The organism is Citrobacter sp. CK206 (assembly GCF_030333125.1).
GTDB lineage: Bacteria > Pseudomonadota > Gammaproteobacteria > Enterobacterales > Enterobacteriaceae > Citrobacter_B > Citrobacter_B koseri.
The window spans coordinates 326,443-351,052 of record NZ_JAOWGM010000020.1 but is presented as its reverse complement, the minus strand read 5'-3'; the positions used below and the strand labels follow the sequence as shown (position 1 = coordinate 351,052).

General features: G+C 56.4%; 28 protein-coding genes. 11 read left to right on the top strand and 17 right to left on the bottom strand.

Features of this window, described 5'->3' with window-relative positions:
• Positions 1 to 88: 88 nt before the first annotated feature.
• Genes OGX81_RS02415 through OGX81_RS02405 form a run of 3 tightly spaced genes read right to left on the bottom strand, consistent with a single transcriptional unit; the run spans position 89 to position 3,893 of the window.
• Positions 89 to 1,591 carry a conjugal transfer protein TraG N-terminal domain-containing protein gene (locus tag OGX81_RS02415; RefSeq protein WP_286487518.1) on the bottom strand — a complete coding sequence of 501 codons (1,503 nt, stop codon included), beginning with the start codon at positions 1,589 to 1,591 and terminating at the stop codon, positions 89 to 91.
• The gene (locus OGX81_RS02410; RefSeq protein ID WP_063851108.1) at positions 1,588 to 2,949 is read right to left on the bottom strand and encodes an integrating conjugative element protein; all 1,362 of its coding nucleotides are present in this window, start codon (positions 2,947 to 2,949) and stop codon (positions 1,588 to 1,590) included. Before OGX81_RS02410 ends, OGX81_RS02415 begins: the two co-directional genes overlap by 4 nt.
• A gap of 11 nt (positions 2,950 to 2,960) precedes the next feature.
• A complete protein-coding gene (locus OGX81_RS02405) occupies positions 2,961 to 3,893 on the bottom strand; it encodes a TIGR03756 family integrating conjugative element protein (protein WP_286487525.1) in 933 nt (310 codons plus the stop codon).
• 213 nt (positions 3,894 to 4,106) lie between these two features.
• Between OGX81_RS02405 and OGX81_RS02400 the strand changes: the two genes are divergently transcribed.
• The 8 genes from OGX81_RS02400 to OGX81_RS02365 all read left to right on the top strand — a co-directional run bounded on the left by OGX81_RS02400 (position 4,107) and on the right by OGX81_RS02365 (position 12,306).
• Complete coding sequence (locus OGX81_RS02400; RefSeq protein ID WP_025713660.1) at positions 4,107 to 4,697, top strand: tyrosine-type DNA invertase; 591 nt, start codon at positions 4,107 to 4,109, stop codon at positions 4,695 to 4,697.
• A 367-nt stretch (positions 4,698 to 5,064) separates the two neighbouring features.
• Positions 5,065 to 5,577 carry a fimbrial protein gene (locus tag OGX81_RS02395; protein WP_009654430.1) on the top strand — a complete coding sequence of 171 codons (513 nt, stop codon included), beginning with the start codon at positions 5,065 to 5,067 and terminating at the stop codon, positions 5,575 to 5,577.
• Between the two features lie 103 nt (positions 5,578 to 5,680).
• Complete coding sequence (locus OGX81_RS02390) at positions 5,681 to 6,361, top strand: fimbrial biogenesis chaperone (RefSeq protein ID WP_286487517.1); 681 nt, start codon at positions 5,681 to 5,683, stop codon at positions 6,359 to 6,361.
• A 10-nt stretch (positions 6,362 to 6,371) separates the two neighbouring features.
• Entirely contained in the window at positions 6,372 to 8,879 is a 2,508-nt protein-coding gene (locus tag OGX81_RS02385) for a fimbria/pilus outer membrane usher protein (RefSeq protein WP_286487516.1), read from the top strand.
• Positions 8,876 to 9,829 (top strand): fimbrial protein, encoded by a 954-nt coding sequence (locus OGX81_RS02380; protein ID WP_286487515.1) that lies wholly within the window; start codon positions 8,876 to 8,878, stop codon positions 9,827 to 9,829. Before OGX81_RS02385 ends, OGX81_RS02380 begins: the two co-directional genes overlap by 4 nt.
• A 17-nt stretch (positions 9,830 to 9,846) precedes the next feature.
• Positions 9,847 to 10,806: a fimbrial protein gene (locus OGX81_RS02375; RefSeq protein WP_286487514.1), complete on the top strand. Its 960-nt coding sequence runs from the start codon at positions 9,847 to 9,849 to the stop codon at positions 10,804 to 10,806.
• A gap of 58 nt (positions 10,807 to 10,864) precedes the next feature.
• Positions 10,865 to 11,869, top strand: coding sequence for a ParB/Srx family N-terminal domain-containing protein (locus OGX81_RS02370; protein WP_286487513.1), 1,005 nt, complete (start codon positions 10,865 to 10,867; stop codon positions 11,867 to 11,869).
• A 29-nt stretch (positions 11,870 to 11,898) separates the two neighbouring features.
• Positions 11,899 to 12,306: a hypothetical protein gene (locus OGX81_RS02365; RefSeq protein WP_286487512.1), complete on the top strand. Its 408-nt coding sequence runs from the start codon at positions 11,899 to 11,901 to the stop codon at positions 12,304 to 12,306.
• Between the two features lie 35 nt (positions 12,307 to 12,341).
• On the opposite strand, the gene OGX81_RS02360 is transcribed toward OGX81_RS02365, so the two are convergent.
• From OGX81_RS02360 to OGX81_RS02340, 5 genes are all read right to left on the bottom strand, one after another.
• Entirely contained in the window at positions 12,342 to 13,358 is a 1,017-nt protein-coding gene (locus OGX81_RS02360) for a Gfo/Idh/MocA family protein (RefSeq protein WP_286487511.1), read from the bottom strand.
• Between the two features lie 10 nt (positions 13,359 to 13,368).
• Complete coding sequence (gene srlE, locus OGX81_RS02355) at positions 13,369 to 14,349, bottom strand: PTS glucitol/sorbitol transporter subunit IIB (protein ID WP_286487510.1); 981 nt, start codon at positions 14,347 to 14,349, stop codon at positions 13,369 to 13,371.
• Positions 14,346 to 14,720, bottom strand: coding sequence for a PTS glucitol/sorbitol transporter subunit IIA (locus tag OGX81_RS02350; protein ID WP_286487509.1), 375 nt, complete (start codon positions 14,718 to 14,720; stop codon positions 14,346 to 14,348). The genes srlE and OGX81_RS02350 overlap by 4 nt, the downstream gene beginning before the upstream one ends.
• Positions 14,717 to 15,238: a PTS glucitol/sorbitol transporter subunit IIC gene (srlA, locus tag OGX81_RS02345; RefSeq protein WP_058668500.1), complete on the bottom strand. Its 522-nt coding sequence runs from the start codon at positions 15,236 to 15,238 to the stop codon at positions 14,717 to 14,719. Before srlA ends, OGX81_RS02350 begins: the two co-directional genes overlap by 4 nt.
• A gap of 112 nt (positions 15,239 to 15,350) precedes the next feature.
• Positions 15,351 to 15,626, bottom strand: coding sequence for a helix-turn-helix domain-containing protein (locus tag OGX81_RS02340; protein WP_061382784.1), 276 nt, complete (start codon positions 15,624 to 15,626; stop codon positions 15,351 to 15,353).
• A 129-nt stretch (positions 15,627 to 15,755) separates the two neighbouring features.
• Here OGX81_RS02340 and OGX81_RS02335 point away from each other — a divergent pair, with 129 nt between their 5' ends.
• The 3 genes from OGX81_RS02335 to OGX81_RS02325 all read left to right on the top strand — a co-directional run bounded on the left by OGX81_RS02335 (position 15,756) and on the right by OGX81_RS02325 (position 17,302).
• Positions 15,756 to 16,034, top strand: coding sequence for a helix-turn-helix domain-containing protein (locus tag OGX81_RS02335; RefSeq protein ID WP_032670672.1), 279 nt, complete (start codon positions 15,756 to 15,758; stop codon positions 16,032 to 16,034).
• A 113-nt stretch (positions 16,035 to 16,147) separates the two neighbouring features.
• Positions 16,148 to 16,408: a helix-turn-helix domain-containing protein gene (locus tag OGX81_RS02330; RefSeq protein WP_032670671.1), complete on the top strand. Its 261-nt coding sequence runs from the start codon at positions 16,148 to 16,150 to the stop codon at positions 16,406 to 16,408.
• A gap of 33 nt (positions 16,409 to 16,441) precedes the next feature.
• The gene (locus OGX81_RS02325) at positions 16,442 to 17,302 is read left to right on the top strand and encodes an HNH endonuclease (RefSeq protein WP_286487508.1); all 861 of its coding nucleotides are present in this window, start codon (positions 16,442 to 16,444) and stop codon (positions 17,300 to 17,302) included.
• Here OGX81_RS02325 and OGX81_RS02320 read toward each other — a convergent pair.
• From OGX81_RS02320 to OGX81_RS02280, 9 genes are read right to left on the bottom strand one after another with little or no spacing between them, the layout of a single operon-like run.
• Positions 17,275 to 19,974 carry a conjugative transfer ATPase gene (locus OGX81_RS02320; RefSeq protein ID WP_286487507.1) on the bottom strand — a complete coding sequence of 900 codons (2,700 nt, stop codon included), beginning with the start codon at positions 19,972 to 19,974 and terminating at the stop codon, positions 17,275 to 17,277. The two genes, OGX81_RS02325 and OGX81_RS02320, sit on opposite strands and share 28 nt — an antisense overlap.
• Positions 19,971 to 20,330 (bottom strand): TIGR03751 family conjugal transfer lipoprotein, encoded by a 360-nt coding sequence (locus OGX81_RS02315; RefSeq protein ID WP_024143486.1) that lies wholly within the window; start codon positions 20,328 to 20,330, stop codon positions 19,971 to 19,973. The genes OGX81_RS02320 and OGX81_RS02315 overlap by 4 nt, the downstream gene beginning before the upstream one ends.
• On the bottom strand, positions 20,327 to 21,622 hold the full coding sequence (locus OGX81_RS02310; RefSeq protein WP_223380553.1) for a TIGR03752 family integrating conjugative element protein: 1,296 nt from the start codon (positions 21,620 to 21,622) through the stop codon (positions 20,327 to 20,329). Before OGX81_RS02310 ends, OGX81_RS02315 begins: the two co-directional genes overlap by 4 nt.
• On the bottom strand, positions 21,619 to 22,386 hold the full coding sequence (locus tag OGX81_RS02305; RefSeq protein WP_117107397.1) for a TIGR03749 family integrating conjugative element protein: 768 nt from the start codon (positions 22,384 to 22,386) through the stop codon (positions 21,619 to 21,621). The genes OGX81_RS02310 and OGX81_RS02305 overlap by 4 nt, the downstream gene beginning before the upstream one ends.
• Positions 22,383 to 23,042 carry a PFL_4703 family integrating conjugative element protein gene (locus tag OGX81_RS02300; RefSeq protein WP_286487505.1) on the bottom strand — a complete coding sequence of 220 codons (660 nt, stop codon included), beginning with the start codon at positions 23,040 to 23,042 and terminating at the stop codon, positions 22,383 to 22,385. Before OGX81_RS02300 ends, OGX81_RS02305 begins: the two co-directional genes overlap by 4 nt.
• A complete protein-coding gene (locus OGX81_RS02295; RefSeq protein ID WP_049009541.1) occupies positions 23,039 to 23,392 on the bottom strand; it encodes a TIGR03750 family conjugal transfer protein in 354 nt (117 codons plus the stop codon). Before OGX81_RS02295 ends, OGX81_RS02300 begins: the two co-directional genes overlap by 4 nt.
• On the bottom strand, positions 23,392 to 23,709 hold the full coding sequence (locus OGX81_RS02290; RefSeq protein WP_009654415.1) for a TIGR03745 family integrating conjugative element membrane protein: 318 nt from the start codon (positions 23,707 to 23,709) through the stop codon (positions 23,392 to 23,394). The genes OGX81_RS02295 and OGX81_RS02290 overlap by 1 nt, the downstream gene beginning before the upstream one ends.
• A gap of 9 nt (positions 23,710 to 23,718) precedes the next feature.
• Complete coding sequence (locus OGX81_RS02285) at positions 23,719 to 23,952, bottom strand: TIGR03758 family integrating conjugative element protein (protein WP_117107398.1); 234 nt, start codon at positions 23,950 to 23,952, stop codon at positions 23,719 to 23,721.
• On the bottom strand, positions 23,945 to 24,253 hold the full coding sequence (locus tag OGX81_RS02280; RefSeq protein WP_286487504.1) for an integrative conjugative element protein, RAQPRD family: 309 nt from the start codon (positions 24,251 to 24,253) through the stop codon (positions 23,945 to 23,947). Before OGX81_RS02280 ends, OGX81_RS02285 begins: the two co-directional genes overlap by 8 nt.
• Positions 24,254 to 24,610: the final 357 nt, after the last annotated feature.

Below are 24,610 nucleotides of genomic sequence, written 5' to 3'. Positions count from 1 at the left end.
ACCGGGTAACAGGCTGATGTTATTGCGATCATGCTCGCAAAATGCCGGTGACTCAAGCCCCGTTCATCACACCGTCAGTACGAAATCTTCAGGGAATGCGTGTTTTACTGACGATCATCTTCCCGACCTGTTCGCCAGCGCTGCGGATATCGCCGACCGCGCTGCCCATCACCCCGGCGACTGCTGCGCCGATCCTGACGCCTGCCCACGTCAGTGCGCCCAGCCAGAATGCGGGTAACACCAGGAACATCACGCCCATAATAATATTCACAATCAGATCGTCGGAGGTGTTTTGCAGGCCCCAGAGGTTGAAGTACGAGTGGGTGTCGCTGTCGTACATCATCTGCATCAGCCAGTTATCCAGCCAGCGCGCCAGTTCCCACCAGAAGGTGAGAAAGAACAGGGCGAACTGCACAAAGCTCAGCGTGATGACCGTTTTAAGATCCCATGCCGAGAACAACAGAATTATCGGAATACAAATCACCAGCGCCATTTCGAGGAACGCCTGCACCATCGGCAGCGCCTGGCGGACGTTATCAAACGCCGGAAAAAGAGCGTAGCTCGAAAGCCCCGCGCCGATGATCCCACCGACGCGACTTAGCAACTGCGTCTGGCTGAGGTTATCTCCCGCACTCCCACCAAATCCGTTATACACCAGCCCGCCCTGTGACACCTGCATATTGCGCGGGCTCACCAGCGAGCGCAATACCGCTTCTTCGTACTCGTCTTTCGACTGCCCCAGTTTTTGCAGCCGTTGCCAGAGCGTGGTATCGACCTGCTTCAGCAGCCGATTTTTCAGCCCCGCCTCACCATCGGACCACCACTCCTTACATGCTGGATAGCCTCCGCCACCCGTATCGCTCAGACCGTCGTCGCGGCTGGCGTCATATGGCCAGGCGGCGCGCGGTGAACGGGAATGATCGTGGTCGTAATAGCCCGGCGTGGAGAGGTAAAAAGACGATCCCACCCAGTCCACTTCCCGGCTTTGCTCCTCACTGATATCGCTGCCGAGCTTTTTCAGCCGTGCGCGCGACGGTCCATAGCAGTCGTTAACGAAATCCTGTAGCTCCTGCGCCAGCGCCGGATCGGCAATCCGGGTGTGCTGCACTTCAAAGCGCAACTGGCGCAGGTCCGGCTTGCAGGGCAGAACCGCGACGGCGGCGCTGGTGATGCCTTTACCCAGTGCATGCGTGAAGTACCACCACACCGGAACGGAAGCGCTCTTGCCGCTGAGTTCGTTGATGAGCGGCGCATAGCCGGAATCACCGGGCTGTACCACCGACCAGCCGCACTGCTTGGTGCGCTGGCTGTCGTAGGTGAGGGTATTGATATCAACATTGAGGAACGGCACACCCGCAAAGAGGATCACCAGCAGGGCGCTGTAGAGCGAGTGCTCCACCCAGACGACCAGCAGGCGGGCGACGTTGCCTTCATCCGCCCCCTGGCCGCGCGCCTTCAGCCACAGGGCGACCAGTTTTGCCAGAAGGGGCAGGGCGAACAGCCCGGTGGCGGTCAGCGTCTGCCACACGCCGTTGTTCACCAGCCAGCCGAGCAGGGTGAGCACATACTCGAAATAGCTGTTGGCGGTCATCGCGGGCTGTCCGGCCGCGGGTTATTCAATTGATGTATGCGGCGGTCATTGTCGTCCGGCACTTCCACCGCCTGGCCCTGAAGCTGGTCGCGCTGCTGTTTGCGTTGCAGGATAAGGCTTGCGGTATTGCGCGTCAGCGCCTGGCGGAAATCGAGTTCCAGTTTAAGCTGGTTCAGTTCTTCATCCAGTTGGGCGGTGGTTTTGCCTAAGCTCTCCTGCGCTTCTTTGACGTTGGCGATATTGGGTTCGCGCATGCCCGCGAGCAGCGTGCGCCGGGCCAGCAGCGCCTGTTCGGTAACGCGGGCCAGCGCCAGCTCTCCCGTCAGCCGTTCGGTGAGGACGGCAACATCCGGATCGTCGCGTAGCGCCTCGACCACGCCGCGGGTCAGTTGCATGGATCCGCCGGAGGCTTTCGCCAGATTATCGGAGCCGGGTTTCTGACTGCCATTAACCAGATCTGTCAGGAGGGGCAGGATCTTCGCCTTTTCTTCGTCGATCAGCGGATGCAGTCCGATCCCCGCCTGTGCGCCGGAGCGTGCATCCGGATCGTCGGTGACCTGCGCTACGCTGATAGTCTGCTCGCCGACCACGCGGGTCATCCATCCGGCGGCCTCTTCAGGGGATGTCCAGGTGCGACAAAGTTCCCCGTCACATTCGGAGGCGGTAAGAGACGTGGTGCTGGTGGCGGGCTGCTGGTTGAGAATATTCCAGCCTGCGACGGTGGCGTCATGGACTACCTTGATTGGCGGCTGGCCTTTGCCGCCGCGCTTTTCGCCGCCCATCCAGCGCTTACCCTTTTCGGCGGCCTCTTTTGCCGCTTTCTGGTCGGTGCGGATGGCGTCATTATCGCTGGCGGCGAGGGACTGGTAATTCTCCGCTTTGGCTCCGGAAAACCAGGCGGAGTCTGTCGCTAAATCGGTCATCTTCTCCGCCATTTTCTGGCAGTTCAGCAGCGACTTATCAAAATCCAGCCGTCCCTGCAGCACGCCGTTGGTCAGCAGATCATAAAGCTGCGGATTGGCGCGCTGGATAATCATCGCGGGCAGGCTGGCAACCGCGCCGGTGGCACTCTGGATAACGTTACCCATCAGTTGCTGGAAGCCGTCGGTGATGCCGTTTAGCTGGTTGCGCACCGTGGTGTCGATATCGAAATTGCCGCACATCATATCGGCGTTCCAGCCAAGACCTAAGCTAAGCGGCGAGGGGCTGCGGCGTACGGGCGGCGGCATGACGGCTTCACCGCCGCCAATCTGGTAGTAAAGCAGGTCGTCAACCGCGCCTCGCGTGCGGAAGCTGTAGTTGTCTGCCGCCACGCAAACCCAGGCGAAAAACAGTAAGACCAGGCAAAGGACTCTCATCACCGCCTCCGTTAACCCGTACTGCCGAGAAAGGTTTGCCCCCGGCGCGGACAGCATTTATAGGGCCGCCACAGTGTCCAGGCGTACGCACCATCCTCCGCGAGTTTGTCGGCGTAAGTGTCGGTGGTGCTGCCATCCGGAAACACCGAACAGGCGGCGGATTTTTTCGGCGTGAGCATCTGCCAGCGATGGTTATCGCTGTCGCCTTCGATAACCGGGGAGGGCGGCCAGTACCCGGCGCGCGATGAGGCGGTCAGCGGCGTGTAGATATGCGGTTGCCCGGTACGCGTCACCAGATCGGCCACGCGCTGGGCGATAACGGAGGCGGCTTTATAGTCGTGCGTCTGGCTGATGGCTCCGGCGCGCGGGTAGATATTGCCCCACATATCGCCGTTCTGACCGACTTCCCGCATGCCCGGCGTCAGCGCCTCCGGCCAGGTCATTTCCGGCACACCGCTGCGCCATGCCAGCGTATCGAGTTGACTCAGAAAGTACGGTTGAAAAGGCTGCGATGAAGGTGAGCAGATATAGCCAAACTGGGTGAAAAATTTTGCCAGTTCATCGCCTGCCGGGAAGCCGATGGCATCGGCATTCTTAAAGCGGATCTTGCTGTGCTGGCTGGCAGAACGAGGATTCGTATCGCCGCCGCCTTCGGCAACACCGGGCAACGGTGGGCTGAGTAACGACATCTCCGTCCACGGACTTTGCCCGGTGTTGCTGTAAGCCGACACCACCAGATCCGGACGGAAATGACTGACCTTCACCGACGTACGCACCGTACAGCCGAACGGCGTGCAGTACAACCAGTAGCACAGGCCGACAACCCGGTAGTTCACGCAGTCCGGCGACAGGGCAGAAGCGGCAATTTCCGGCGTGGTAATGGCTCTGAGCGGGAAAGCGGCGCACAGCATCAGGAGCAACAGAAGAGAAGAGCGGTCTGGCATAACGCCTCCGGCAACAGAGTTTTCTTCTGCCGGGTGTAGCGCAATGCTCATTCGATCACTGCTGAAAACTGGAACCAGCCTGTGAAAATTGTTGAGTCTGTCATCAACCTTTGCCGGGCTTTCTGGTGTTATTCTGTGGTTCAGGCCGGGCTACGAAAGTGGTTCCGGCCTGTTTTTTTCTTCATTTTTTATTGTGTTTAAGGAGCAAAGCTTATGCCAGTAAAACGAAAACATCTGACCCGCCATGAAGTGGGGCAGATACTGCTTGCAGCGGACAGAGGGATCCATTTTGAGCGTGATTACTGCCTGATTCAGATGTGTTTTTTACACGGTCTGCGGGTCAGTGAACTGTGTGGAATGCGCCTGTCGGATATCGATTTGGTCGGTGGTTCGGTGTATGTCAGGCGGCTCAAAAATAGCCTGTCAACACAGCATCCGCTGTTCGATGCCGAATTGCCCGCATTGATGCGTTGGTTAACCGTGCGCCGTCGCTGGCGGGATGCTGACTCTGACTGGCTTTTCCTGTCGCAGAAAGGGGGGCCGCTGTCGCGCCATCAGGTCCGGTTATTGCTCAGACGTTACGGCGAACTGGGCGGCGTCAGTATTTCAGCGCATCCCCATATGCTGAGACACGGATGCGGTTACGCGCTGGCGGATTTAGGGCGTGATACACGTCTGATACAGGATTACCTAGGGCACCGGAACATCCGGCATACGGTGATTTATACGGCGACAAATACGCAGAGGTTTATGAATGTTTGGGGCAGTGTGAAAGAAAACCACACATTTAGTGCCAGAATGTAAAGTAGTATCAGAAAAATTTAGCAAAGTGTCAAAATTTTTCTGAGACCCCTTTTGATAACGGATTATCTCTCTGTTTTTAAATAAAAATAAAACGTAGCAGATACATGATGTTCCTCTGGCCCTTGCTGGCAACGTGCTTTAGAGGTTCACGTTGCCAGTATTCATTCGCTCACCGCTTTACTGTTTTATGCCATTCTGCAAGCTCAGTTCCTCTCCCGATGGCATTTTATTTCTCATTCTCTTCTTCCACATCATTTTCTCCTGAACTCACCACTCTGGCACTAACGGGAAAGTCTAACGCAGATTTTTTCACCGCCAGAGTGATGCGGGGCCGAGTCCCGAATGTTCTTTCATCAAGGAGAAACACATGAAAAAAACGATGTTAAGCGCGTGTTTTATGCTGGCGGCGGCTAATGCCATGGCTGCCGACGGTACCATCCATTTCACCGGTAGCATTACTGACCAGACCTGCAAGATCGACACTGGCTCCCAGAATCTACCGGTGAACCTCGGCAATGTTGCCCAGACCGCCCTTAACGGGGCGAAGGGGATGAGAGCGGCGCCAACGCAATTTACCATCAACGTGAGCGAGTGCCCGGAAACGGTCACTGGTGCAAATGTGAAATTTGACGGGACATCCGATAACAACGACCAGAGTCTGCTGGCGCTGGACAGTGGCACGGGCATCGCCACCGGGGTCGGGATCCAGATCGCAGATAAAAACGGCACGGCCATCCCGCTGCACTCCGCTTCATCCGACTACACCCTCGCAGAAGGCGCAAACGCGCTCGACTTTGTCGCCCGCTATGTCTCCACAGGCCCGGCGGTCACCACCGGTACAGCAAACGGTACCTCTGAGTTCACCATCATTTACAAATAACGCTGTGCCGTCGCGGGGCGCATTCTCCTCCTCCTACCCATGCGCCGCCGCATAACAGGGAGCGTTTCGCAGGGATGCGTATTTTTCGTCCGGAGATAACAAGATGAACAGGTATGCAGACATTTTGCTGGCGCTATTGCTGGCCGTATTTACCGTGCAGGCACAGGCCGGGATTGTCATTGGCGGGACACGGATCATTTATAACGGCGACAAAAAAGAGACCTCCGCTTCTATACGCAACCCCGACAGAACCGGCGTCTGGCTGGTGCAGAGCTGGGTGGACAGTGGCGTGAAAGGCAGCAAAACACCGTTTATCGTCACGCCGCCGTTGTTTCGCATTAATCCAGGCGAAGAGAACATCCTGCGCATTGTGCGCACCGGAGGGAGCCTGCCTGAAGACCGGGAATCGGTGTTCTGGCTGAACGTGAAGTCCATTCCCGCCACCGACGACAGCGTGCCGCATAACAACGTTCTGCAGGTGGTGGTGAAATCCCGCCTGAAACTCTTTTACCGCCCGGCGGGGCTGGAAGGACAGCCGGAGACGGCTTACCACCATCTGTCGGTCTCCCGTAGCGGCAATCGTCTTACGGTCAGCAATCCCACGTCTTACTACGTCACTTTGTTCACCTTAAAGGTGGACGGGCAGGAGATCAAAGAGGCCGATATGGTGCCGCCGAAAGGCAGCGTCAGCTTCACGCTGCCATCGGCCACGGCGTCCATGGTGAGCTGGCAGTCGATCAGTGATTACGGCGGCGTCAGTCAGACCGAAAGCCGTAAGCTCTGAAGGAGGGAATATGAATAACTCGAATTCCCGACTGATGATCTTCCTGCTGGCGCTGTTGCTGATTATGGTGCTGCTATTGGGTTATCTGCGTCATGCGGAAGCCCGCGAGACCTTCAATACCCACGCGCTGGAGCTGGACAGTCCGGGCCAGCCAGTTGTGGACTTATCTGCCTTTGCCGAAGCCGATGGCCAGCTACCGGGTACTTACCGGGTGACGGTGTATGTGAACGGCGAGCAGCAGGGCGAAGCGCAGGACATTGCCTTTGTTGCCGGGCCGGATAAAAAACTCAGCGCGCAGTTAACCCCTGCGATGCTGAAAGACTGGGGCGTGAATACCGCCGCGTTTCCTGCGCTTGCCGCACTGCCTGCGGACAAACCGCTGGAGGATATTGGCCGCTATATCCCGATGGCTTCCAGCGAACTGCGTTTCAGTAAACTGCAACTGAATCTCAGTATCCCGCAGGCGGCGATGAGCGCCACCGCGCGCGGCTGGGTGGATCCGTCCGAATGGGACGAGGGCGTACCTGCCGCACTGCTGAACTATAACCTCAGCGGCAGCAATACCTGGCGCGACGGAGAAAATGGCTCCGATGATAACTACTACGCTAACCTGCAGAGCGGGCTGAACCTCGGCGCGTGGCGGCTGCGCAACTATTCCACCTGGAATTACGACGAGGATAACGGCAGCCACTGGGATTCAGTGAACACGTATCTTCAGCGGGATATCCAGCGCCTGCAGGGGCAGCTCACGCTCGGCGACAGCTATACCCCGTCGGACATCTTCGACAGCGTGCAGTTTCGCGGCGCGCAACTGGCGTCGGATGACAATATGCTGCCGGACAGCCTGCGCGGGTTTGCCCCGATCATCCGCGGTATTGCCCAGTCGAATGCCCAGGTCACTATTAAGCAGAACGGCTACACCATCTATCAGAGCTACGTCGCACCGGGGGCCTTCGCCATCAGCGATCTCTACCCGACATCGGGCAGCGGCGATCTGGAGGTAACGATTAAAGAAGCCGACGGCAGCGAGCGAACCTTTATTCAGCCATTCTCTGCGGTACCGATTATGCAGCGTGAAGGCCGCCTGAAGTATGCCCTCACTGCCGGGAAATACCGCAGCGGCAACAGCGACAGCGATGAGCCTGAGTTTGGCCAGATAACGGCAATTTACGGCCTGCCGCATGCCATCACGATTTATGGCGGCACGCTGTACTCGGAGGACTATCAGTCCGGGGCGGCGGGTCTGGGGTTTGGTCTCGGCGAGCTGGGTTCGGTTTCCGCCGATATCACCGCTGCACACACCACCCTTAATAACGATGAAACTCACGACGGCCAGTCGTACCGGGTGCAGTACTCAAAAGATTTTCAGGCCACCGATACCAGCTTCACCCTGGCGGCGTACCGCTATTCCACGGAAGGGTTCTATACCTTCCAGGAAGCGAACGACTTACGCTCGGACAGCGATGATGGCTGGCGGCTGACGTACAACAAACGGCAGAAACTGCAGCTCGATCTCACCCAGAGTATCGGCAGCTACGGTTCGTTCTTTGTTTCCGGCTACCAGCAGGATTACTGGCATGAGGACGGTTACGAGCGCACCCTCAGCACCGGCTGGAACGGCAACATCAACGGTATCAGCTACAGCGTTTCCTACAGTTACAGTGATTATCCGGACAGCACCCAGCCAGCCGACCAGCAGCTGGCGTTCAGCATCCAGGTACCTCTCAGCCGCTTTATGCCGAACGCGTGGGCCAGCTACAGCGTCAACACCGCGAAGCACGGCGACACTCGCCAGCAGGTGGGCCTCAATGGGACGGCGCTTGCCGATAACAACCTCAGCTACAGCCTCCAGCAGAGCTACACCAACCACGGTACGGGTGGCTCCGGGAATATCAACGCCGACTACAAAGGCGGGCAGGGGGAAATCACCGGCGGCTACAACTATGACGACGATATGCAGCAGGTGAACTATGGCCTGAAAGGGGGGATTGTCGTCCATCCACATGGCGTCACCCTTTCCCAGCCGCTTGGTGACTCACTTGCCATCGTGAAAGCGCCCGGGGCGGATGACGCGAAGGTGCAGAATAATACCGGGGTCTATACCGACTGGCGCGGCTATGCAGTCGTGCCGTACGTCAACGCTTACCGGAAAAACCGCATCGCACTGGACACCAGCACGCTCGGTGATGGAGTCGATATCGACACCGCCGTGCAGACGGTGACGCCAACGCAGGGCGCAGTGGTAATGGCGGACTTCAACACCCGCGTCGGACGGCGCGTACTGATGACGCTGCTTTACCGTGGGTTGCCGGTGCCGTTCGGCGCTCAGGCGAAAATGAAGGAAGGCGGCAGCGGCATCGTTGGCGATGACGGACAGGTATACCTGACGGGCGTCCCGGATGAAGGTGATATCACGGTGAACTGGAACGGAAAGCAGCAGTGCGTGGTGCATTATCGGCTACCGGAGAGTGCCGCAAACGCGCCGGTAACGGAAACTGAGCAGGAGTGTCGGGAATGAAACTTATTCGCTACATTGTGGCCCTTACGAGTGTCATCATGTTTTCTCTGCCAGTGATGGTCTGGGCGTCATGCGCCTTTACGGGCGGTGCAACCTCAGAAATTAGCGGCTATGTCACATTTGGCAATGTGTCTGTTCAACGCGATGCGCCGATAGGCAGCGTGCTTGCTACGTCGACAACCGGGACTTATAACGGTGGGCAGGCGATTGCTGGATGTTCTGACCCCTGGACTTATCGCTGGGAACTGAGCAAATGGAGCTCGTTGAGTTCTCAAGGCAACAAAGTCTATAACACCAATATTGCAGGAGTGGGGATCCGGCTAACAAACACTGCATCCGGAAAGTTGCTTCCTTATGACCAGAGTATGGGAACGGGCAGCGTCATTATTAATGCTGATGGTATTAAAGCTGAATTAATCAAAACGGGCGATATTACGGGCGGAACCCTGGATACCGGTATGCTGGCGCGGGCCTCGGTGGCAAACCAGTTTTATTTTGCCAATGTCACGTTGAATGGCACAAATACCATTACCTCTGAATCCTGCTCCGTTACCACTAACCCGGTTAATGTCCCGCTGGGCGACCATGACAAAAGTGAGTTCAGCGGTCCGGGTTCCGCAACAGCCTGGCAGACATTCAATATCAATCTGAGTTGTATTCAGGGTGCGCGGATTAATGTGCGTATTGACGCCACAGCAGACAGCGACGCAGGCGTACCCGGCGTCATTAAACTCGACAGCGATCCCGTTAATGCCAGAGGTGTCGGCGTTCAGCTCTGGTATCGCTATGAAGACAGCCCGGTACAGTTCGGTCAGGAGCGGTATTACTATACCTCGCCATCAGGTGGTAACGAATATGTTCAGCTTCAGGCGCGCTATTACCAGACAACGCAGAGCATCACGGCCGGGAAAGCGAACGCCACAGCGACATTCACGCTGAGCTACAAGTAAATCACCGGAGCAATGACATGAGAAAAGTTATATGTTTCATGCTGTTGATGCTGGTGGTTTCACCGATCGCCCGAGCCAGTTGTTCATTTTACAGCGGCGTGTCCGGAGAAGTGCCGGGTTATCTGAACTTCGGCAATGTGGTTGTCCAGCGCGATACACCGGTCGGGAGCGTGCTGGCAACAACCGTAACCGGGGCTTATAACAATGGCAATGCCATCGCCGGATGTACCCGTGAAGCCTGGACCGCTCGCTGGGAGCTGACGCAATGGGGGACGCTGAGTGGCTATGGCAACGGCGTCTACAATACCAATCTTTCGGGCGTCGGTTTACGGCTGAGCACTGCTCAATCGGGCAAAGTATTGCCGTATGAAGCCAGCTATCCCTACAATGCCGGGGGCTCATGGGCCTCCATTCCAGGAGATGGGATCAAGGGGGAACTGATAAAAACCGGGGATATTACCAGTGGCACCTTAACTAACAGGGTACTGGCGCGCGCTTCGGTCGTCAACCAGTTTTACTTTGCTAACATCACGCTAAACGGAACCAACACCGTCACCTCTGCCGCCTGCTCGGTAACATCGGTGGATGAGCCGGTCCAGCTTGGCGAGCACAACAAGCGGGAGTTCAGCGGCGTCGGCTACACCACGGACTGGAAGGGATTTAATATCGTGCTGGACTGCAATAAAAGCGCGCATATTTATGTGCAGATTGATGCCACCCGGGATGCGTCGAATGCGCCAGGCGTGATGGCCATCGATTCCGAAAGCGGCAGTACCGCGGCGACGGGCGTTGGGGTTCAGCTTTACTTCGCGCCGGACAACAGCGCGGCGCAGTTCGGGCAGGTAAAGGATTATTATACTTCGCCAAATGGCGGGATGGAGACTGTGCAGCTCAAGGCGCGTTATTACCAGACGGCTTCAGCGGTGACGGCGGGGCCCGCCAATGCGACGGCGACGTTTACGCTGACGTATAAATAGCTACCTGAACAATTTTAAAGGTTTTAAACTAACCCTCTGTTTATCAGGGAAGATGATAATGACCCAATATTGGTGGAAAGATATTTTTGATCGCAATAATAACTGGCAGGGTCTGGAGCTGATACTCAAGAGCAGCCAGAGGACCGACGTGGCAATGGAAATGCTAAGTGGTCGGTATGGGCGAATGGCGCTACAGGTCTCCGGGAAGACATTATTCTGGGCATCAATGTTGAAAGATCATTCCGGCGTCTGGTTGGTGTTTAATGCCGATCATTCTGCTTGCCAGACATTATTATCGGCTGTCACATCTGAAGATATTGAGGGTATTAAAAGCAAAGGCGAATGGGCCTGGACAGGTGAATGGTGTCGCTATTTTTCCCGGCAATTAATGAATGCGCCAGTGCCTCTTCTGTCTCCTCGCCGATGGCTGATAAGGCCGATGGAGGCCAAATATTCATTACCAAAATTATCCGGACAGCGTGTTCCTGTAAATAGCTGGCGTTTTGATGCCCCAGAAAGCAGCGGGAATATCGGCTGTAGCTGGACGCTCTACGGCGAAGATTTTCCTGATTTGGTCAATCCTGACAAAGTCAGATTAGTGGATTGGTGGTGGGGAGGTAGCCTGCTACTTGGGCGTTACCCGATACAACCTGATGCCGGAAGGTTGAAATGGTGGCGTAAAAAATGCCGTGAGGGTGCGCTGCCTCCAGTACTTGTCTGGTATATAGCAGGGCTGGGATCATTTGTTATTCTTGATGGTCATTATCGTTTACAGGCAGCGATTGCAGAAGAGATCCCTCCTTCATTTCTGGTACTCAGCGAATTGCAGGAACGGGATTTTGCTACCGATCAAGACCATCGGGCCCGTATTGTCCGGGCTTTAGAACAGCAGCTCAAAAATCCTAAGTGCAAAATCGACGGTGTAAATCAGACGCTGATTAATCTTTATGATACACGCTATCTTTCTTTAGGGAATACAGAGATACCCTTCTCGCCTTTACTGGAATTATTATCGCGCTGCTTTCCCTGTGGTTTACCTGGTCGCAAAGCCAGGAGCAAATAAAGCATAACCATATTTCTGTTGAGCCGCGGATGAACGCTTATTTTTCAAATGACGGGCGGGCGAACAAATCGGGTATTTACATCATCAATAATGGAATGGGAACGGCATTTGTCTCTGCTATATCTGCAACGGTCAATGGCAAAAAAGTTGAACCTGTTGCTGGGAATATTTTTGTCGGAGCAGTGCAGGCGTTAGGCCTGGATATCCAGTGCTTTGTGATTGGCGGACCCAGACCAAATGATTCATTTAAAGTTGGCGAGGAGATTTTCTTAATTGAAGCAAGGGGAACTGACGATCGCTGCTCTGGCGATTCACTTATCCTTCGCTCTGCGGCTTTAGACTCTGCCCGCCTGGATTTTGTCTTGGATATTGAATCAATATACGGAGACAGATTCCGGTATGTTTATTCTCAGAATAAACAAATTAAGCGTGATTAAACGGGCTTGCGGATACCAGCTTCCCTGCTGGCCGACTATTTTAATGACACTGGTTTTTGACTCTCGAGACTCTGGTGTACCGCCTCACAAATCCGGCTTACCGCCAGCCCGTCTTCGGCGGTGACCGGGTAGGGGGCTTTATGTCTGACTGCCCGCACAAAGTCATTGATCGGGTCGATACCAAAACCGCTGGCAACACCGTTGCGGTAGTTGATGAAATAGCTGTTGGGCGTGAGCGTCATGTCCGGCGTGGTGATTTCCAGCCCGCGATGCTGTGAAGTACTGCGGATATACGTTGCTTCGCAGAGAATATCGATACGCCCGTCGTTGTCCTTCGGAAAGCCTTCCGGCAGCACCCACGAGTTCTCGACCACCCACGAACTGCCGTTGGCCATCGTCAGCAGGCTCTGCACGCTGTCGAAGGTGTCGAGGCCGCATTCGGCCATCAGCCGCTTCTGCCCGGCGGCATACACCGACACCACTTCCTGACCGGAAAGGTGGCGTACCAGGTCAAAGCAGTGGGAACCCAGAAACCATACCGGGGAGCTTGCGCCCGCCCAGTTCAGCCACTCTGTCGGCACGCTGATGACATCATCCATGCTGATATGGCCGCGCAGGATACGCCCGGCTTCCGGCTTCTCCAGTTCGGCCTTAATGCGCATTACCGCCGGGTCCCAGCGCTTGTGGAAATCGACGCCGACCAGCAGGTCCCGCTGCTGCGCCATCTCCACGATAAGCTCGCACTCGCGTACTGAGGTGGCGAGCGGTTTCTCCGCCAGCACATGCTTGCCGTGGCGCAGGGCGGTGAGGATGGATTCGGTGTGGTACGGGTCCGGTGTCGCCACCGAGACCACGTCGATAGCTTCCTCTTCCAGTAGCGTTTCCAGCCGGGTATAGCCCATGATGCCGTATGACATGGCGAGGTCGTCGCAGCGTTCTGCGTCAGTGTCGCAGATGGCGACCAGCACCGTGTCCGGGTTATGGCGGTACGCGTTCATGTGGTGTTTGCCGTAGATACCTGCGCCGACCACGGCGGCTCTGATTTTGTTCATTAGTGAGTCCTCAGAATAAGCCCAGGGAAAACAGCCAGCCGATGATGACCGCCAGCGGTCCGGTCAGTTGTCTCGACAGCAGAAAGGCGGGGACGCCTTTGGCGATGGTCTCCGGTTTCGCCTCCTGCATCGAAAGGCCCACCGGCACGAAGTCGCAGCCGACCTGCACGTTGATGGCAAACAGCGCGGGCAGGGCGAAGGCCGGAGATATCGCGCCCGCGCCAATCTGGGTACCAATCATCACGCCGATGACCTGCGAGATGGCCGCGCCCGGTCCGAGCACCGGCGAGAGGAACGGAATGCCGCAGATAAGCGACAGCAGCACCAGTCCCCACAGCGAGTTCGCCAGCGGCGTCAGGGCGTGGGCAATCAGGCTGCCGAGCGCGGTTTCCTGCACCAGCGCAATCAGCAGCGAGACAAAGGCCATAAACGGGATAACGTTGCGCAGGGAGACATCCACCGCCTCACGGCTGGCGGCGAACAGCAGGGCGATAACGTGGCCGACGGCGGTACCGGTCTGCTCGACCATGCGCACCAGCTTCTCCGCGCCGCGCGGTGGTGGTGGAGTGGTGGTAACCCGTGGCGCAGGCTCTGTGCTTGCCTCTGGTCTGCTGTCCGGTGCTTCGGCGGTATCCACCAGAACCAGCTGTTCCATCGTGACGCCGGAGACGTAGTTCTCTTCGGTAATAAACTGCGCCAGCGGTCCGGCGCGCCAGGTGGGCAGTACGTTGATGGTCGGGATGCCCTTCTGCGGGTACAGGCCGCAGCGCAGGGACCCGGCGCAGTTAATCACCACGCACAGGATGTTGTTATCCGGTGGAATGTCTGAGAAGCCGTTGACGATTTCCGATTCGGTGAGTGCGCCGATTTCTATCGCGACGGGATGGATTTCGCGCCCGGTCAGCGACAGCACCTTTTTGCCACTGCCCACGGGCAGCCACAGCCCTTTACCGTAGCCGCCGGGGCCGGGAGGAATCAGTACCGTGTTCATGGCCGTCCCTCCTCAATCACCAGATTGCCGTGCAGGTCATGGAGTTTCGGCACCGGGCCGGAGAGATGAACCGCACCGACGTGGCAGGGATTCAGGTCGCCGTTGAACATCAGCGTCAGGTGGCCGAGTTCAAACAGCGCCTGCTGTGCACCTTTGCCAACACTGGTCACCAGATAATCATGGCCCGCCAGCAGCAGGCGGTCGCCAGGCAGTATCATCAGGCTCTCTTCCCGGAACGACGGCTCCAGCGACAGCGAGTAATCGAGGCAGTCCTTCGGCCCGTTGCTGTCGAAGGTGATGAGCATCTTGTCGGTGAGGCCGTCGGCGACAAACAGCCCGATAGCAGTAATGCGTGCGCAGTAAATCATCATGGCGCATTCCCCCGTTTGCTGAGCCGCAGGAACAGGTACTCGGTGATAATCCCGCGGATTAAACCAATCAGCATGGCGGCAGCGATATAGCGCAGCGCCAGCGAGGTGACGGGCAGGCCGAGCGCCTTAACCCCGGCAGCCACGCCGAGCCAGACAAACAGCTCCGACGGCACCACGTGGGGAAACAGGCTGGTGAGGGGGTGGGCAGTGGTGCCGAGTGCATCTTCATAACCAGGCTTGCTCTTTTCGGGCAGGAGTTTGCCTAAAGTGAGCGCGCCGGGGCTGCTCATAAAGAACCAGCCGAGCACCGGCAGCACGCCGTAGGTGAGGATGCGCGAGCGGCCGAGCAGGGCGGCGACTTTCTCCATTCTGATGGTGCCGACCAGCTTCATCAGGAAGTTGATGGCCAGCAGCAGGCAGATGAGCATCGGGATAAGCCCCGTCATCATGTCGAGGAAGATTTTGCCTGCGGCCTGGAACAGGTGGATAAAGCCTTCAGCCAGGGAGACCAGAAACATGGCGGCCTCCTGTACTCAATGCGATGGTGCATGGTTGTGGTTCGGTGTGCATAAACAACTCTCCTGTCAGGTATCGTTGGTTAATGCGTCCTGCCACTCACAGCGCGGGTCGTTATGTCCCGGAGTTGTCGGTTGTTGTCATGGGGTGAAGCGGTTTTCGGGGTTCACGTTTATTTCCCGTGTCGAGGTAACGCTCCGGCCAGATCGCTGACGGATGAGCGTCGAGCGCGATGGCAATCAGCCACTCGCCTTTCGGCCACGGGCGCGTCAGGGTATTCGACAGCGTTGACGAGGCCAGTCCCGCTTCCCGCGACAGTTTCGCCAGACTGGTACCGCGCTTGTGTAAGGCGGCAACGATGTCGGCGGGGTGCCAGTCTTTTTTAGCCATTTCGGTTACCTCTCTCAGGTCTAAAACCAGTTAAGACAGTACGTTATCTGTACTTTAGGAAGTCTAAAGATAACTCATCTTAAGGAATGCTAAAGATGCTGTCAATATAACCACTAACAGGACAGGGTTATGGTTCCGAAACGTCTGAGGATTGCGAGAGAGTTAGCCGATATGTCGCAAGAAGAATTGGCTATTGCAGCAGGGCTTTCTGAAGAAACGGGCTATTCGAGAATGTCCCATTACGAAAATGGCAGGCATAAACCTAAATTCGAGCTGGTTTGTCGATTTGCTGAAGTTCTCAATGTGCCTGAAGGCTACTTCTATACACAGGATGACAGCTTTGCTGATGTAATGCTGAAGCTTTACGACGGGAAACGGGTCCAGTGGAAAAGGAGGCGCTTAAGTTAATTGGTCTTGTTAACGCTCTTTGATGTTATGGTTATCTATCTTTATGAAGTCTAAAGATAAACATTCTTGAGCAATGCTAAAGATGACCGTGAAATCCTTATAGGACCCACGGTATGATCCCTAAAAGACTAAAAGAAGCTCGTTTGCGAGCAAAGCTGACCCAGGAAAAGCTTGGTGTACTTGCTGGTATAGAAGAGGCTACTGCTTACTCACGCTTGTCACACTATGAGAATGGTACGCATAAGCCGACATTTGAGCTGGTGTGTGAGTTTGCTCGAGTGCTGGATGTCCCTGAGTGTTATTTCTACACTGTAGATGATGAGTTTGCCGAAGAAGTGCTTGCTCTCTTCAAAAAGATAAAAAAAATTAGATGAATTACTATTTAATCATGAAGTAGGCTGAAATTTATGACTAAGCATAAACAATTTGAAGAGTATCTTTTTCATGATACTTATTATTTTTGCCATTGTGTGAAAAATATACTTTGTGATCAAACTTCATATATCGGAGGTTTGAATGATTTTCATGGCGATGGAAGGGTAACATCCTTTTCAATAGCATTTCCAAAATATTCACATTTCCATGCGTTTATAGAATTTATAGTATCTAATATATATTATGAAGAATTGGAATGGAGCAATATCCAAAAGCTACATAAAAGATTCAAAGAGCTTACCCAGTTTGAACTCGCAATGTTATCTAACAGTGAAAATGGTGGTGTGTTTTCTTTCTTTAATAAGTATCAGGAATATATGGCTTTTTTGTCTGGTGAAGGTGTTGCTTTAAGCCAAAGCGATGAGTATTCATTGCAAGCATTCTTAGAGCATTTCATGTCAAATGAGGTTTTTGTTAATCATTTAGAAAAGACTGTAGATGAAGTGTTTTATGTCTTATTCGCTAATAGATTAGTCGTCCAGCTGTTCAATGAAATGATTGCCAGCGTTAGGGAATATGATAAAGATGTATTTGAAGATGATAGTTGCTGTAAGCCTAATGGGGTATTGAAAAGGAAAAATATACCATCATGGGTGAAGAATGCTGTTTTTCATAGGGATAAAGGAGTTTGTGTTATATGTAAAAAAGATTTAACCCATCTAATAAATAATTTTAATGAAGCTAATTATGATCATATCGTTCCTTTATCAAAATATGGAATAAATGATATATCCAATATTCAACTGTTATGTAAGGAGTGCAATCAGATTGATAAAAATTCAAAAGGAAATGATAGCTCGTATGATTATTTCCCTTGGTATCCCATGAATTGAGATAATGTTTTATATTTGATATTTTGATTGAGAGAACAAAGAGTGAAGGCAACCTGTAAAGCCGCCTCCACTTCACTACATCCGGTCTCCTTCATAATCCGCATCCTTTCCGCCTTCTCATGCTTCTCGGTCATTGCCAGCGCCAGATACAGTGCGGGCGGCACCACCCGGAACAGCGCTTCCACGCGCGGCGACAGCACGACACCCTCTGTATACTGTCCCGGCGATTTCACCGCCGAACGCAATAGTTGACGTTGTTCTTCCGTCAGCGCCTTAAAGCGGCACACCTGATCGATCTCTTCCGGCGGCATCACAAGCAGTTCCCACCACTCGATCATATTGAGCAGTTTCTTCGCCTCGTCGGGAAAATCCGCCAGGTTCTGGGTCGCCAGCCACAGCCAGATGCCAAGCTTGCGCCACATCTTTGAGCCCTTCGTGAGGAACCGCGCCAGCAGCGGATTAATGGTAATGATATGCGCCTCGTCGGTGATGTTAACGATGGGGCGGGCGAGATGCTGGTCGCGCTCGCCGAGGTTGTTGATATGGTTAATCAGCGAGATATAGCTGATGGCAAGCTGGGCTTCATAACCTTCTCGGGCAAAAGTGGCGAGGTCCACCAGAGTGATATCCGCCTCTGGCCACATCTGCCCCTCGCGGTTAAACAGCTCGCCTTCAAACCCGGCGCAGAACAGGTTGATGGATTCGGCCATCTCATACGCCCGCTGGCGGCGGGTTTCCGGCAGGCTGGCATCGCGGGAAAGGGCGAACAGTGCGTCACGGATATCTTGGGTCAGCGTCTGGCGTTTTTCCTCGTAGCAGGTGTGCGCGGCGGCGATAATCGCCTGGCGGATCATCGCCCGGTCAGGTCGGGTAAGGCGAGCATCCTCTTTTGCTTCGCCACCGGTGATCATCAGCCGGGCGGTGATCTCCATTTCACCGAGCACATCGCGCTGGTCATAGCCGTCGCTCTCTTCGTCCTCAGGCGGTTCGGCGTCGGTAACCGCTTGTTCCACCAGTCGCCAGGCATCGGCGAACAGGGGCAGGGTGACACCGGAACCGGGACGCAGGCTGATTTTGTTCACCGTCAGACCGTGGGCGGCAGCGTAGTCCGCCATCAGGCCGAACGAGTTCCCGGCTTCGATGATAAACAGGCGAGGGCGGTGCAGTGCCATCAATTGGGCTATTTTCGCGTTCAGCGTGGCGGATTTGCCTGCTCCGGTCGGGCCGAGCAACAGCAGATGGCCGTTCTGGGCGCGGTCTAGCTTATTCAGCGGATCGAAGCACAGCGGCGCGCCGCCGCGATTGAAGTAACAAATCCCCGGATGCCCTGTGCCGGTTTCCCGCCCGTACACCGGCATCAGCCCAGCGATATGCTGGACGAAGTTGAGCCGGGTATACAGCCCGCGCAGATCGCGCAGGGGATCGAAGCACATCGGCAGCCAGCGTAACCAGTGGCTTAAGGGGGCCACTTCATGCTGCTCCTGTACGGGTACCAGACCGGCGTTAAGCAACAGGCTGTGCAACTGGCGCTGCTGGCGAAACAGGGTATCGGTGTCGGGTGCATGCAGGTAAAACGCCAGCGTGCTGCGGTAGAGCTTATGGCCGTCCTTGAGATAGCTGCGTACCTCGTGGCAGTCGCGGCGGGTGTATTCCGAATCGGTGTTGTCGCCAATCGCCCGGTCGGCGAGGTGGCTGATATGCTGCTCCAGCTTGTCCTGCGGATACACCACTACGGTCAGGTTCATGATGGTTCCCGCAGGCAGCAGGTCGAACAGGGCATTGATGCCGTCGCCGCGCGAGGTTTCCCCGGTCAGCAGACCGGGCGGTGGCGCTTTGCGCAGGCGGTCGACGACCACCACTTTATGCGGGCGGTTATCCAGCCACCAGACACCGTTCTCTGCGTCTGAGCGCGGTTCGCTCGTCAGCAGTCGTTCGGCAAAATCGGTGATAACGGGCAGGGATTCAGCTTCCGGTAAATCCAGTTGTCGCCAGAAGGCTTTTTTATCCTCAACGGGCGGCGCGGGGTTAAACCAGCGCACCAGCCAGCGGTGAATGGCCTGTTCATTCTGGCGGACCGCGCTGATGCCCGCCGCTTTAAGCCCGGCGGTGAGCCGTTCGCAGATGTGGTTCAGCGTCTCTTCCGGGGACGGTTCATCCGGGGAGAGGCCGGGCAGCCAGCGGTAAACCACCATCCGCGTGCGCCGCCATGTCGCCCGCCAGCGGGTACGGGTGACGGTATTATCCAGAAACAGCCCCTCATCGCGGGTGAGATTCGCCATATGGTTTGCCATCTGTGTGAGCCATTCACGGGTAAAGGCGGAATCGCGGATTTCTGGTGCGGCATAAGCCGCCAGCGTCTCCAGCCACGCCTCGCTGTCGTCCTCATCCTGACAGCAAAACTGTACCACCCACGGCGCACGTTCATGCTCATCAAAGGCATCCTGTAATGCGTCGGTGACGGTATCGCGCACCTGTTCGAGAAAGACCGTCGAGCGGCCTTCGGTGCCAACAGGTATTAGCTCAAACACCGCGCCCACCGAGCGGCCATCTTCCAGCAGCAGCGTCTGCGACTCCGGCAAAAACTCCACCCATGGCAGCCAGTCGACAAATGACGGGCCCTTGCGGTAGCTGGTATTCAGCGCCTGTTCGGTCAGGCCGCGCCGTTCACTCATGGCGGCGTCAGGCGCTCGCCCGGCAGCGCATACTGCGGGCGGGTGTAGAAGGGGAAGACGGTGCTGTAGCCGGGTACCGGTGTATTGCCGTTAAGGTGCGGGAAAACGTACAACACAAGATCCGGATTGGGTAGGCGCGGGAACTGGCTGCGGATGGTGTCCGCTTCGGGTTGTGTCACCGGACCATCTGGCGGGCGGCGCAACTGGGCGCGGGCATCCAGCAGGGCCGCGCTGCCACCGCTTTGCTGCTGCCACAGTGAGAGCATGCTGGCATCAGGATCGACCGGCATCAGTTCCTCCTGCGAGGTGCTGCATCCGGCCAGTAAAAACAGAAGTATGAACAGGGTGCGTATCACTCCAGACCTCCCGGCGTGCTCGCCTGCTGGTATTTCACTTTGCGACCCTCCAGCTCGTAGTCGATGGCCAGCGGTTCGGTGAGATGCACCGCTACCTTGTGGCCCGGTGGCACATATACCGCATCAAACATCTGGCCGTAGTGCTGTTTCATCCAGTCGGCGGTATCTTTTAATCCGCCGCCGATGGCCTGGCCGAGCACGTACTGACCGTTGTTGCCCGTCACTGCGCTGGTGATGCTGCCGTCCTCCACCACGGTGGTGCTTTCACCATTGGCGAAGGCCTGCGCCGCCGCGCCGGAACCCGCCAGCAGGAACTGCGAGGTCAGGTACTCCTTCGCGTTGCTTTTGCGCTCGCCGGGAATACACGGCAGTCCCTGGTTATCCGAAAGCCAGCCGATCTCCTGCTGTTTGTTGCCGGATTTGCCGCCATGCGGGACGGTGCGGATGGTGCCGTCGTGGAACACAAAGGTCATGGAGGTAATTTGCCCGCGCACGCAGGAGAGTGTCCAGTCGCCGGAAGCGATGCCGGAGACCACCGCGCCCGCCACGTCCGGCAGTTCGATGCCGTTGGCGGTGAGGTTGTCCTCGCCAATCAGCAATTTGAACGGATAGGGATCGCTGACGGTGCCGTTAAGCGGCACGCGGCCAATCAGCGCCGTCATGGCGACCGAGCCGGTCAGCGTGGTGTTCTGCGGCAGGGTGTAAACCTTCACGTCAGGTTTTGGCAGTGGTTTGTCCGCCGCTTTCAGAGGGACGTGCAGCAGCTTTTCATCCACAGGCGGGGGGGCATCCAGCGGCTCCAGCCAGCGGATATCTGGCTGTACGTCGGCAGGTAGTTCGCCGGGCGTCAGCCCCAGACCGGGCGGGATATCGTCCGGGCGCTTGGCCATCAGATGGTCGAGCTTATCCAGCAATCCCCGCTGGCTTTTTAGTAGTTCATCGCGCATCTGGTCCTGCTGCCTGCGCATATCCCCGCGTAACTCTGATACCAGCGTCGCCTGCTGTGCTTTCAGTCGCTTTTCGCGCGCCTGCTGGCTTTCATTATCGCTCTGGATAGCCTGAAGCTCGCGGCGGTACTGCTTCATCTGGCCGACCAGCGTGGCGACGGTATCGGCAGGCGTGTCGCCATCGATGCCCAGATCGCGCAGTTCCTGCGGCGTTAATGCTGCCACGCTGCGGGACGGGGATTTCTCAGTGGTGTTTTTGCTGGCGGGACGCAGCAGCAGCCATACCGTTACCAGCACAATCACGGGCAGCAGGATTTTCAGCAGGAGACTGTGGCGCGGCATCATGGTTTCGGCTCCGGCAGCAGGGCGCGGGAAACCGGGCCGTCCGTCACCAGGTACACCACGGTGGTATCTTCTGCCAGACCACGCGGGCCGAGCCAGTCATGCTGGAACGCGGCGGCGGTGAACTGCCCCTGAAGCTCGCGCGGATCGAGCGTGATGAGCTGTCCGCTCTGGTTTTGCAGGCGGATGGCGGTGACGGTGGTGGCGTTGACCTGCCATGCTGCCAGTGGAGTCGCCGTAACAGGCTGCTGAGGCAGCAAGGTGGTGATGAGTTTTGCCAGCCGGACGGGCGCGGGCGTGACGCCGGGCAGAGCTTCAACGGTGCGCAGCGGGGCATACAGGTTCTGCGCGGCATAGCGTACCAGCAGAATGGGCAGGGGCTCGGTTGATGCTGTCACCGGGACGGACGTTTTTGCTGTGGCAGGCGTCTGCGGCGCATAGCTAATTTTCACGGGTTCAAGTGGCGAAGTGCCCTGGGTGGCCTGAATATCCAGCAGGATCAGCTCGCCGCTGCCGGTATCACGTAGCTGGATTCGGGTGGACGGGAACGCCGTATTCGCCAGCAGGAAGACCTTGCCGCCCGCGCTTTGCAGACGCACTTTGCCTTCCAGCGTGGCGGGATAACCGATGCGCACTGCTTTACCCACGTCGACAATACGCTCCTGCCCGACATGCAGCGCGATGGGTAGCGGGATGTTTTCCCACTGTACCACTTCCGTGGCGAAGGCCGGGAGACTGAATAACAAAGCAAAGAAGAGGTATTTCATTGTTTCTCCTCCGCTACCAGACGCTGCGGAGCGGCATCGGTACAGTCGATCGCCAGTCCCCACGGGTTTTTCTCCGCATCAATGGCGTAGCGCACCACCTGCAACGGGTAGCGCACCAGCGCTTTTTTCACCGGCTCGTTCTGGTAATACTCCTCAACCGCTACATCAAGTGTCACCCGCCAGGCATCCCGGCTTAAGGTCTCGACGCGGGTGAAGGGGCGTTTATCGCCGTCATGCACCAGGCTGCTGTAGCCGTGGCCGGGAAGCTCATACACGCCGCGTGTGCGTTCGCGCAGTTCACCGCCGTTGCGCCGCACCTGGAAATCGTGCTCCAGCTGGGTGTAACAGGCGGGCGTCAGATAGGCGCGCAGCGAGCGGAGGTTGCGGGAATAGTCCTCTTCACCGTTATCCGGCCAGCGGTTTAGCTGCTGGAAGATATAAAAGGTGAAGGCGTAAACGCTGGCAGGCGGTACTTCCCACCACGGGCGGGTGCTGCCGGAGCGCAGGTCCGGCGGGAACCAGAGAATGAGTTTTTGTGGGGCGCTGTACCAGCCGTAGCCGACACCCGTGAGACACAGGCACAGCAGAATAATCACCGCCCGCAGCGTCAGGATATGGTTATCGCGCTCGGCCAGCGCGTGGCGAAAGCGGCTCATCGCGGACTCCTGCGCACTACCCATACGGTACTGTGCTGCACCAGTTGTGCGCCGCGAAGATGATGACGTTCCAGCCAGGCAAGAATCGCCTGCGGTAGCCAGCTGTCGGGCTTGCCACGTTTGGCGTGGGCCAGGATGCGCCCACCGCCCTGAATCAGCAACGCCGCGCCTGCCAGCGCCGAACCGGGGATCAACGGCCAGTAACCGGTGAGCAGGGCCAGCAGAATGCCGGATATGCAACCACCACCAAGACCGCTTGCCAGCGCCAGAAACAACTCTCTGGTGGTCAGGCCGCGCCAGACCACCGGTTCACGGTTGAGGCGGTCGGGTAGGAAAGGGATTGTCGTCATCAGAGGATGTCCGAGGCCTGGTTGAGCAGCCAGATGATGATTACCAGCAGAATGCTGCCAACCCCCGCCATCGAGCCCAGATCTTTCCACTGCTTGCGCCCGCTCTGGATCTCCGAATAGGTGGCGATACAGTTGTTCGCTACCACCAGAAATCCGACGGCACAGATGCCCAGAGCCAGCACGACCACGATATCAAAACCGTAGTTCTGCAACGTCTCCATAATGCCCTTGCCCTGGCCACGTGACGGATCTTCCATCGTCGGCAGGTCGGCGAGGGCGTTAAATGTGGCGAGCAGCAGTAATAAAAGCCAGCGCATGATGCCTCCTCAGCTCAGGACCAGCCAGAAACTGACCAGAACCAGTAATAGTGAACGGGCCGCTACCGCGCCAAAACTCTGCCAGCTCAGGCGCTGGCGGCAGACGCCCTGCCAGGCGACCAGCAGCGTCCAGGCACACCACAGCAGCAGGGCACTGGTAAACAGGCCGAGCACCAGCAGGCTGACGGTCTCCGGTTTGCTCAGGCTGGCGGCCTGAAAGGCGGCGATTTGCGAGTCAGTCATCAGGGTTCTCCCGCTGGTAGCTGGTGCTCAGGGGCTGGACGGTGCGTGGCTGCGCTCTTGCCGGGGTAAGGTAGCGGCGAATGCCCTGTTCAACGGTGGAGATGTCCTGCTGCGCCTGTAAGTAGTCGAAGATGTAGCGCGACTGTGGATCGGTGCTGGCGCGGGTTTGGGCGCGCTCCAGCGAGGTTTTTACGCCGTCAAGTTGCTTCAGCGCGAGGGCGAGCTGGGTGGATTCCGGGGAGGCGTAGGCCTGAGATTCTATGAGCATTATCAGTAACGCATATAATGAACGGTTGCGCATAACAACAGACTCCTGAGACTGGTTTAAGCTAGGGTATAAAAGGTCTTGATGACGATTCAGCGGAAAACTATTTTTGTCTGATGGAAGATTTCAGCTGTGGCATTTTTGCTAGTGCTGTTCTTAAATGAGGGATATGTATAATGCTATATTTTTACTTAGTTGTAATTGTTTTGTAATAGTGATTGGATATTATTTAGTAGTTAATTATGTACTCTTCATGAAAATTTCAGCCTTACTTTTATGTGTTCATGTAATAAACATGAAGGATTATTTGATTATATAAGATATTAGCATTGTTTGAGTGTACTGAGGTGGTTTAAAGAGCGGGCTTTGGTTTCTGGTATAATCAATAAAAAA

What these genes read in the sequence shown, in the direction of transcription:
- OGX81_RS02415 (WP_286487518.1), bottom strand. Translation starts at nt 1,591, where the DNA reads ATGACCGCCAACAGCTATTTCGAGTATGTGCTCACCCTGCTCGGCTGG.
- OGX81_RS02410 (WP_063851108.1), bottom strand. Translation starts at nt 2,949, where the DNA reads ATGAGAGTCCTTTGCCTGGTCTTACTGTTTTTCGCCTGGGTTTGCGTG.
- OGX81_RS02405 (WP_286487525.1), bottom strand. Translation starts at nt 3,893, where the DNA reads ATGCCAGACCGCTCTTCTCTTCTGTTGCTCCTGATGCTGTGCGCCGCT.
- OGX81_RS02400 (WP_025713660.1), top strand. Translation starts at nt 4,107, where the DNA reads ATGCCAGTAAAACGAAAACATCTGACCCGCCATGAAGTGGGGCAGATA.
- OGX81_RS02395 (WP_009654430.1), top strand. Translation starts at nt 5,065, where the DNA reads ATGAAAAAAACGATGTTAAGCGCGTGTTTTATGCTGGCGGCGGCTAAT.
- OGX81_RS02390 (WP_286487517.1), top strand. Translation starts at nt 5,681, where the DNA reads ATGAACAGGTATGCAGACATTTTGCTGGCGCTATTGCTGGCCGTATTT.
- OGX81_RS02385 (WP_286487516.1), top strand. Translation starts at nt 6,372, where the DNA reads ATGAATAACTCGAATTCCCGACTGATGATCTTCCTGCTGGCGCTGTTG.
- OGX81_RS02380 (WP_286487515.1), top strand. Translation starts at nt 8,876, where the DNA reads ATGAAACTTATTCGCTACATTGTGGCCCTTACGAGTGTCATCATGTTT.
- OGX81_RS02375 (WP_286487514.1), top strand. Translation starts at nt 9,847, where the DNA reads ATGAGAAAAGTTATATGTTTCATGCTGTTGATGCTGGTGGTTTCACCG.
- OGX81_RS02370 (WP_286487513.1), top strand. Translation starts at nt 10,865, where the DNA reads ATGACCCAATATTGGTGGAAAGATATTTTTGATCGCAATAATAACTGG.
- OGX81_RS02365 (WP_286487512.1), top strand. Translation starts at nt 11,899, where the DNA reads ATGAACGCTTATTTTTCAAATGACGGGCGGGCGAACAAATCGGGTATT.
- OGX81_RS02360 (WP_286487511.1), bottom strand. Translation starts at nt 13,358, where the DNA reads ATGAACAAAATCAGAGCCGCCGTGGTCGGCGCAGGTATCTACGGCAAA.
- srlE (WP_286487510.1), bottom strand. Translation starts at nt 14,349, where the DNA reads ATGAACACGGTACTGATTCCTCCCGGCCCCGGCGGCTACGGTAAAGGG.
- OGX81_RS02350 (WP_286487509.1), bottom strand. Translation starts at nt 14,720, where the DNA reads ATGATGATTTACTGCGCACGCATTACTGCTATCGGGCTGTTTGTCGCC.
- srlA (WP_058668500.1), bottom strand. Translation starts at nt 15,238, where the DNA reads ATGTTTCTGGTCTCCCTGGCTGAAGGCTTTATCCACCTGTTCCAGGCC.
- OGX81_RS02340 (WP_061382784.1), bottom strand. Translation starts at nt 15,626, where the DNA reads ATGGCTAAAAAAGACTGGCACCCCGCCGACATCGTTGCCGCCTTACAC.
- OGX81_RS02335 (WP_032670672.1), top strand. Translation starts at nt 15,756, where the DNA reads ATGGTTCCGAAACGTCTGAGGATTGCGAGAGAGTTAGCCGATATGTCG.
- OGX81_RS02330 (WP_032670671.1), top strand. Translation starts at nt 16,148, where the DNA reads ATGATCCCTAAAAGACTAAAAGAAGCTCGTTTGCGAGCAAAGCTGACC.
- OGX81_RS02325 (WP_286487508.1), top strand. Translation starts at nt 16,442, where the DNA reads ATGACTAAGCATAAACAATTTGAAGAGTATCTTTTTCATGATACTTAT.
- OGX81_RS02320 (WP_286487507.1), bottom strand. Translation starts at nt 19,974, where the DNA reads ATGAGTGAACGGCGCGGCCTGACCGAACAGGCGCTGAATACCAGCTAC.
- OGX81_RS02310 (WP_223380553.1), bottom strand. Translation starts at nt 21,622, where the DNA reads ATGATGCCGCGCCACAGTCTCCTGCTGAAAATCCTGCTGCCCGTGATT.
- OGX81_RS02305 (WP_117107397.1), bottom strand. Translation starts at nt 22,386, where the DNA reads ATGAAATACCTCTTCTTTGCTTTGTTATTCAGTCTCCCGGCCTTCGCC.
- OGX81_RS02300 (WP_286487505.1), bottom strand. Translation starts at nt 23,042, where the DNA reads ATGAGCCGCTTTCGCCACGCGCTGGCCGAGCGCGATAACCATATCCTG.
- OGX81_RS02295 (WP_049009541.1), bottom strand. Translation starts at nt 23,392, where the DNA reads ATGACGACAATCCCTTTCCTACCCGACCGCCTCAACCGTGAACCGGTG.
- OGX81_RS02290 (WP_009654415.1), bottom strand. Translation starts at nt 23,709, where the DNA reads ATGCGCTGGCTTTTATTACTGCTGCTCGCCACATTTAACGCCCTCGCC.
- OGX81_RS02285 (WP_117107398.1), bottom strand. Translation starts at nt 23,952, where the DNA reads ATGACTGACTCGCAAATCGCCGCCTTTCAGGCCGCCAGCCTGAGCAAA.
- OGX81_RS02280 (WP_286487504.1), bottom strand. Translation starts at nt 24,253, where the DNA reads ATGCGCAACCGTTCATTATATGCGTTACTGATAATGCTCATAGAATCT.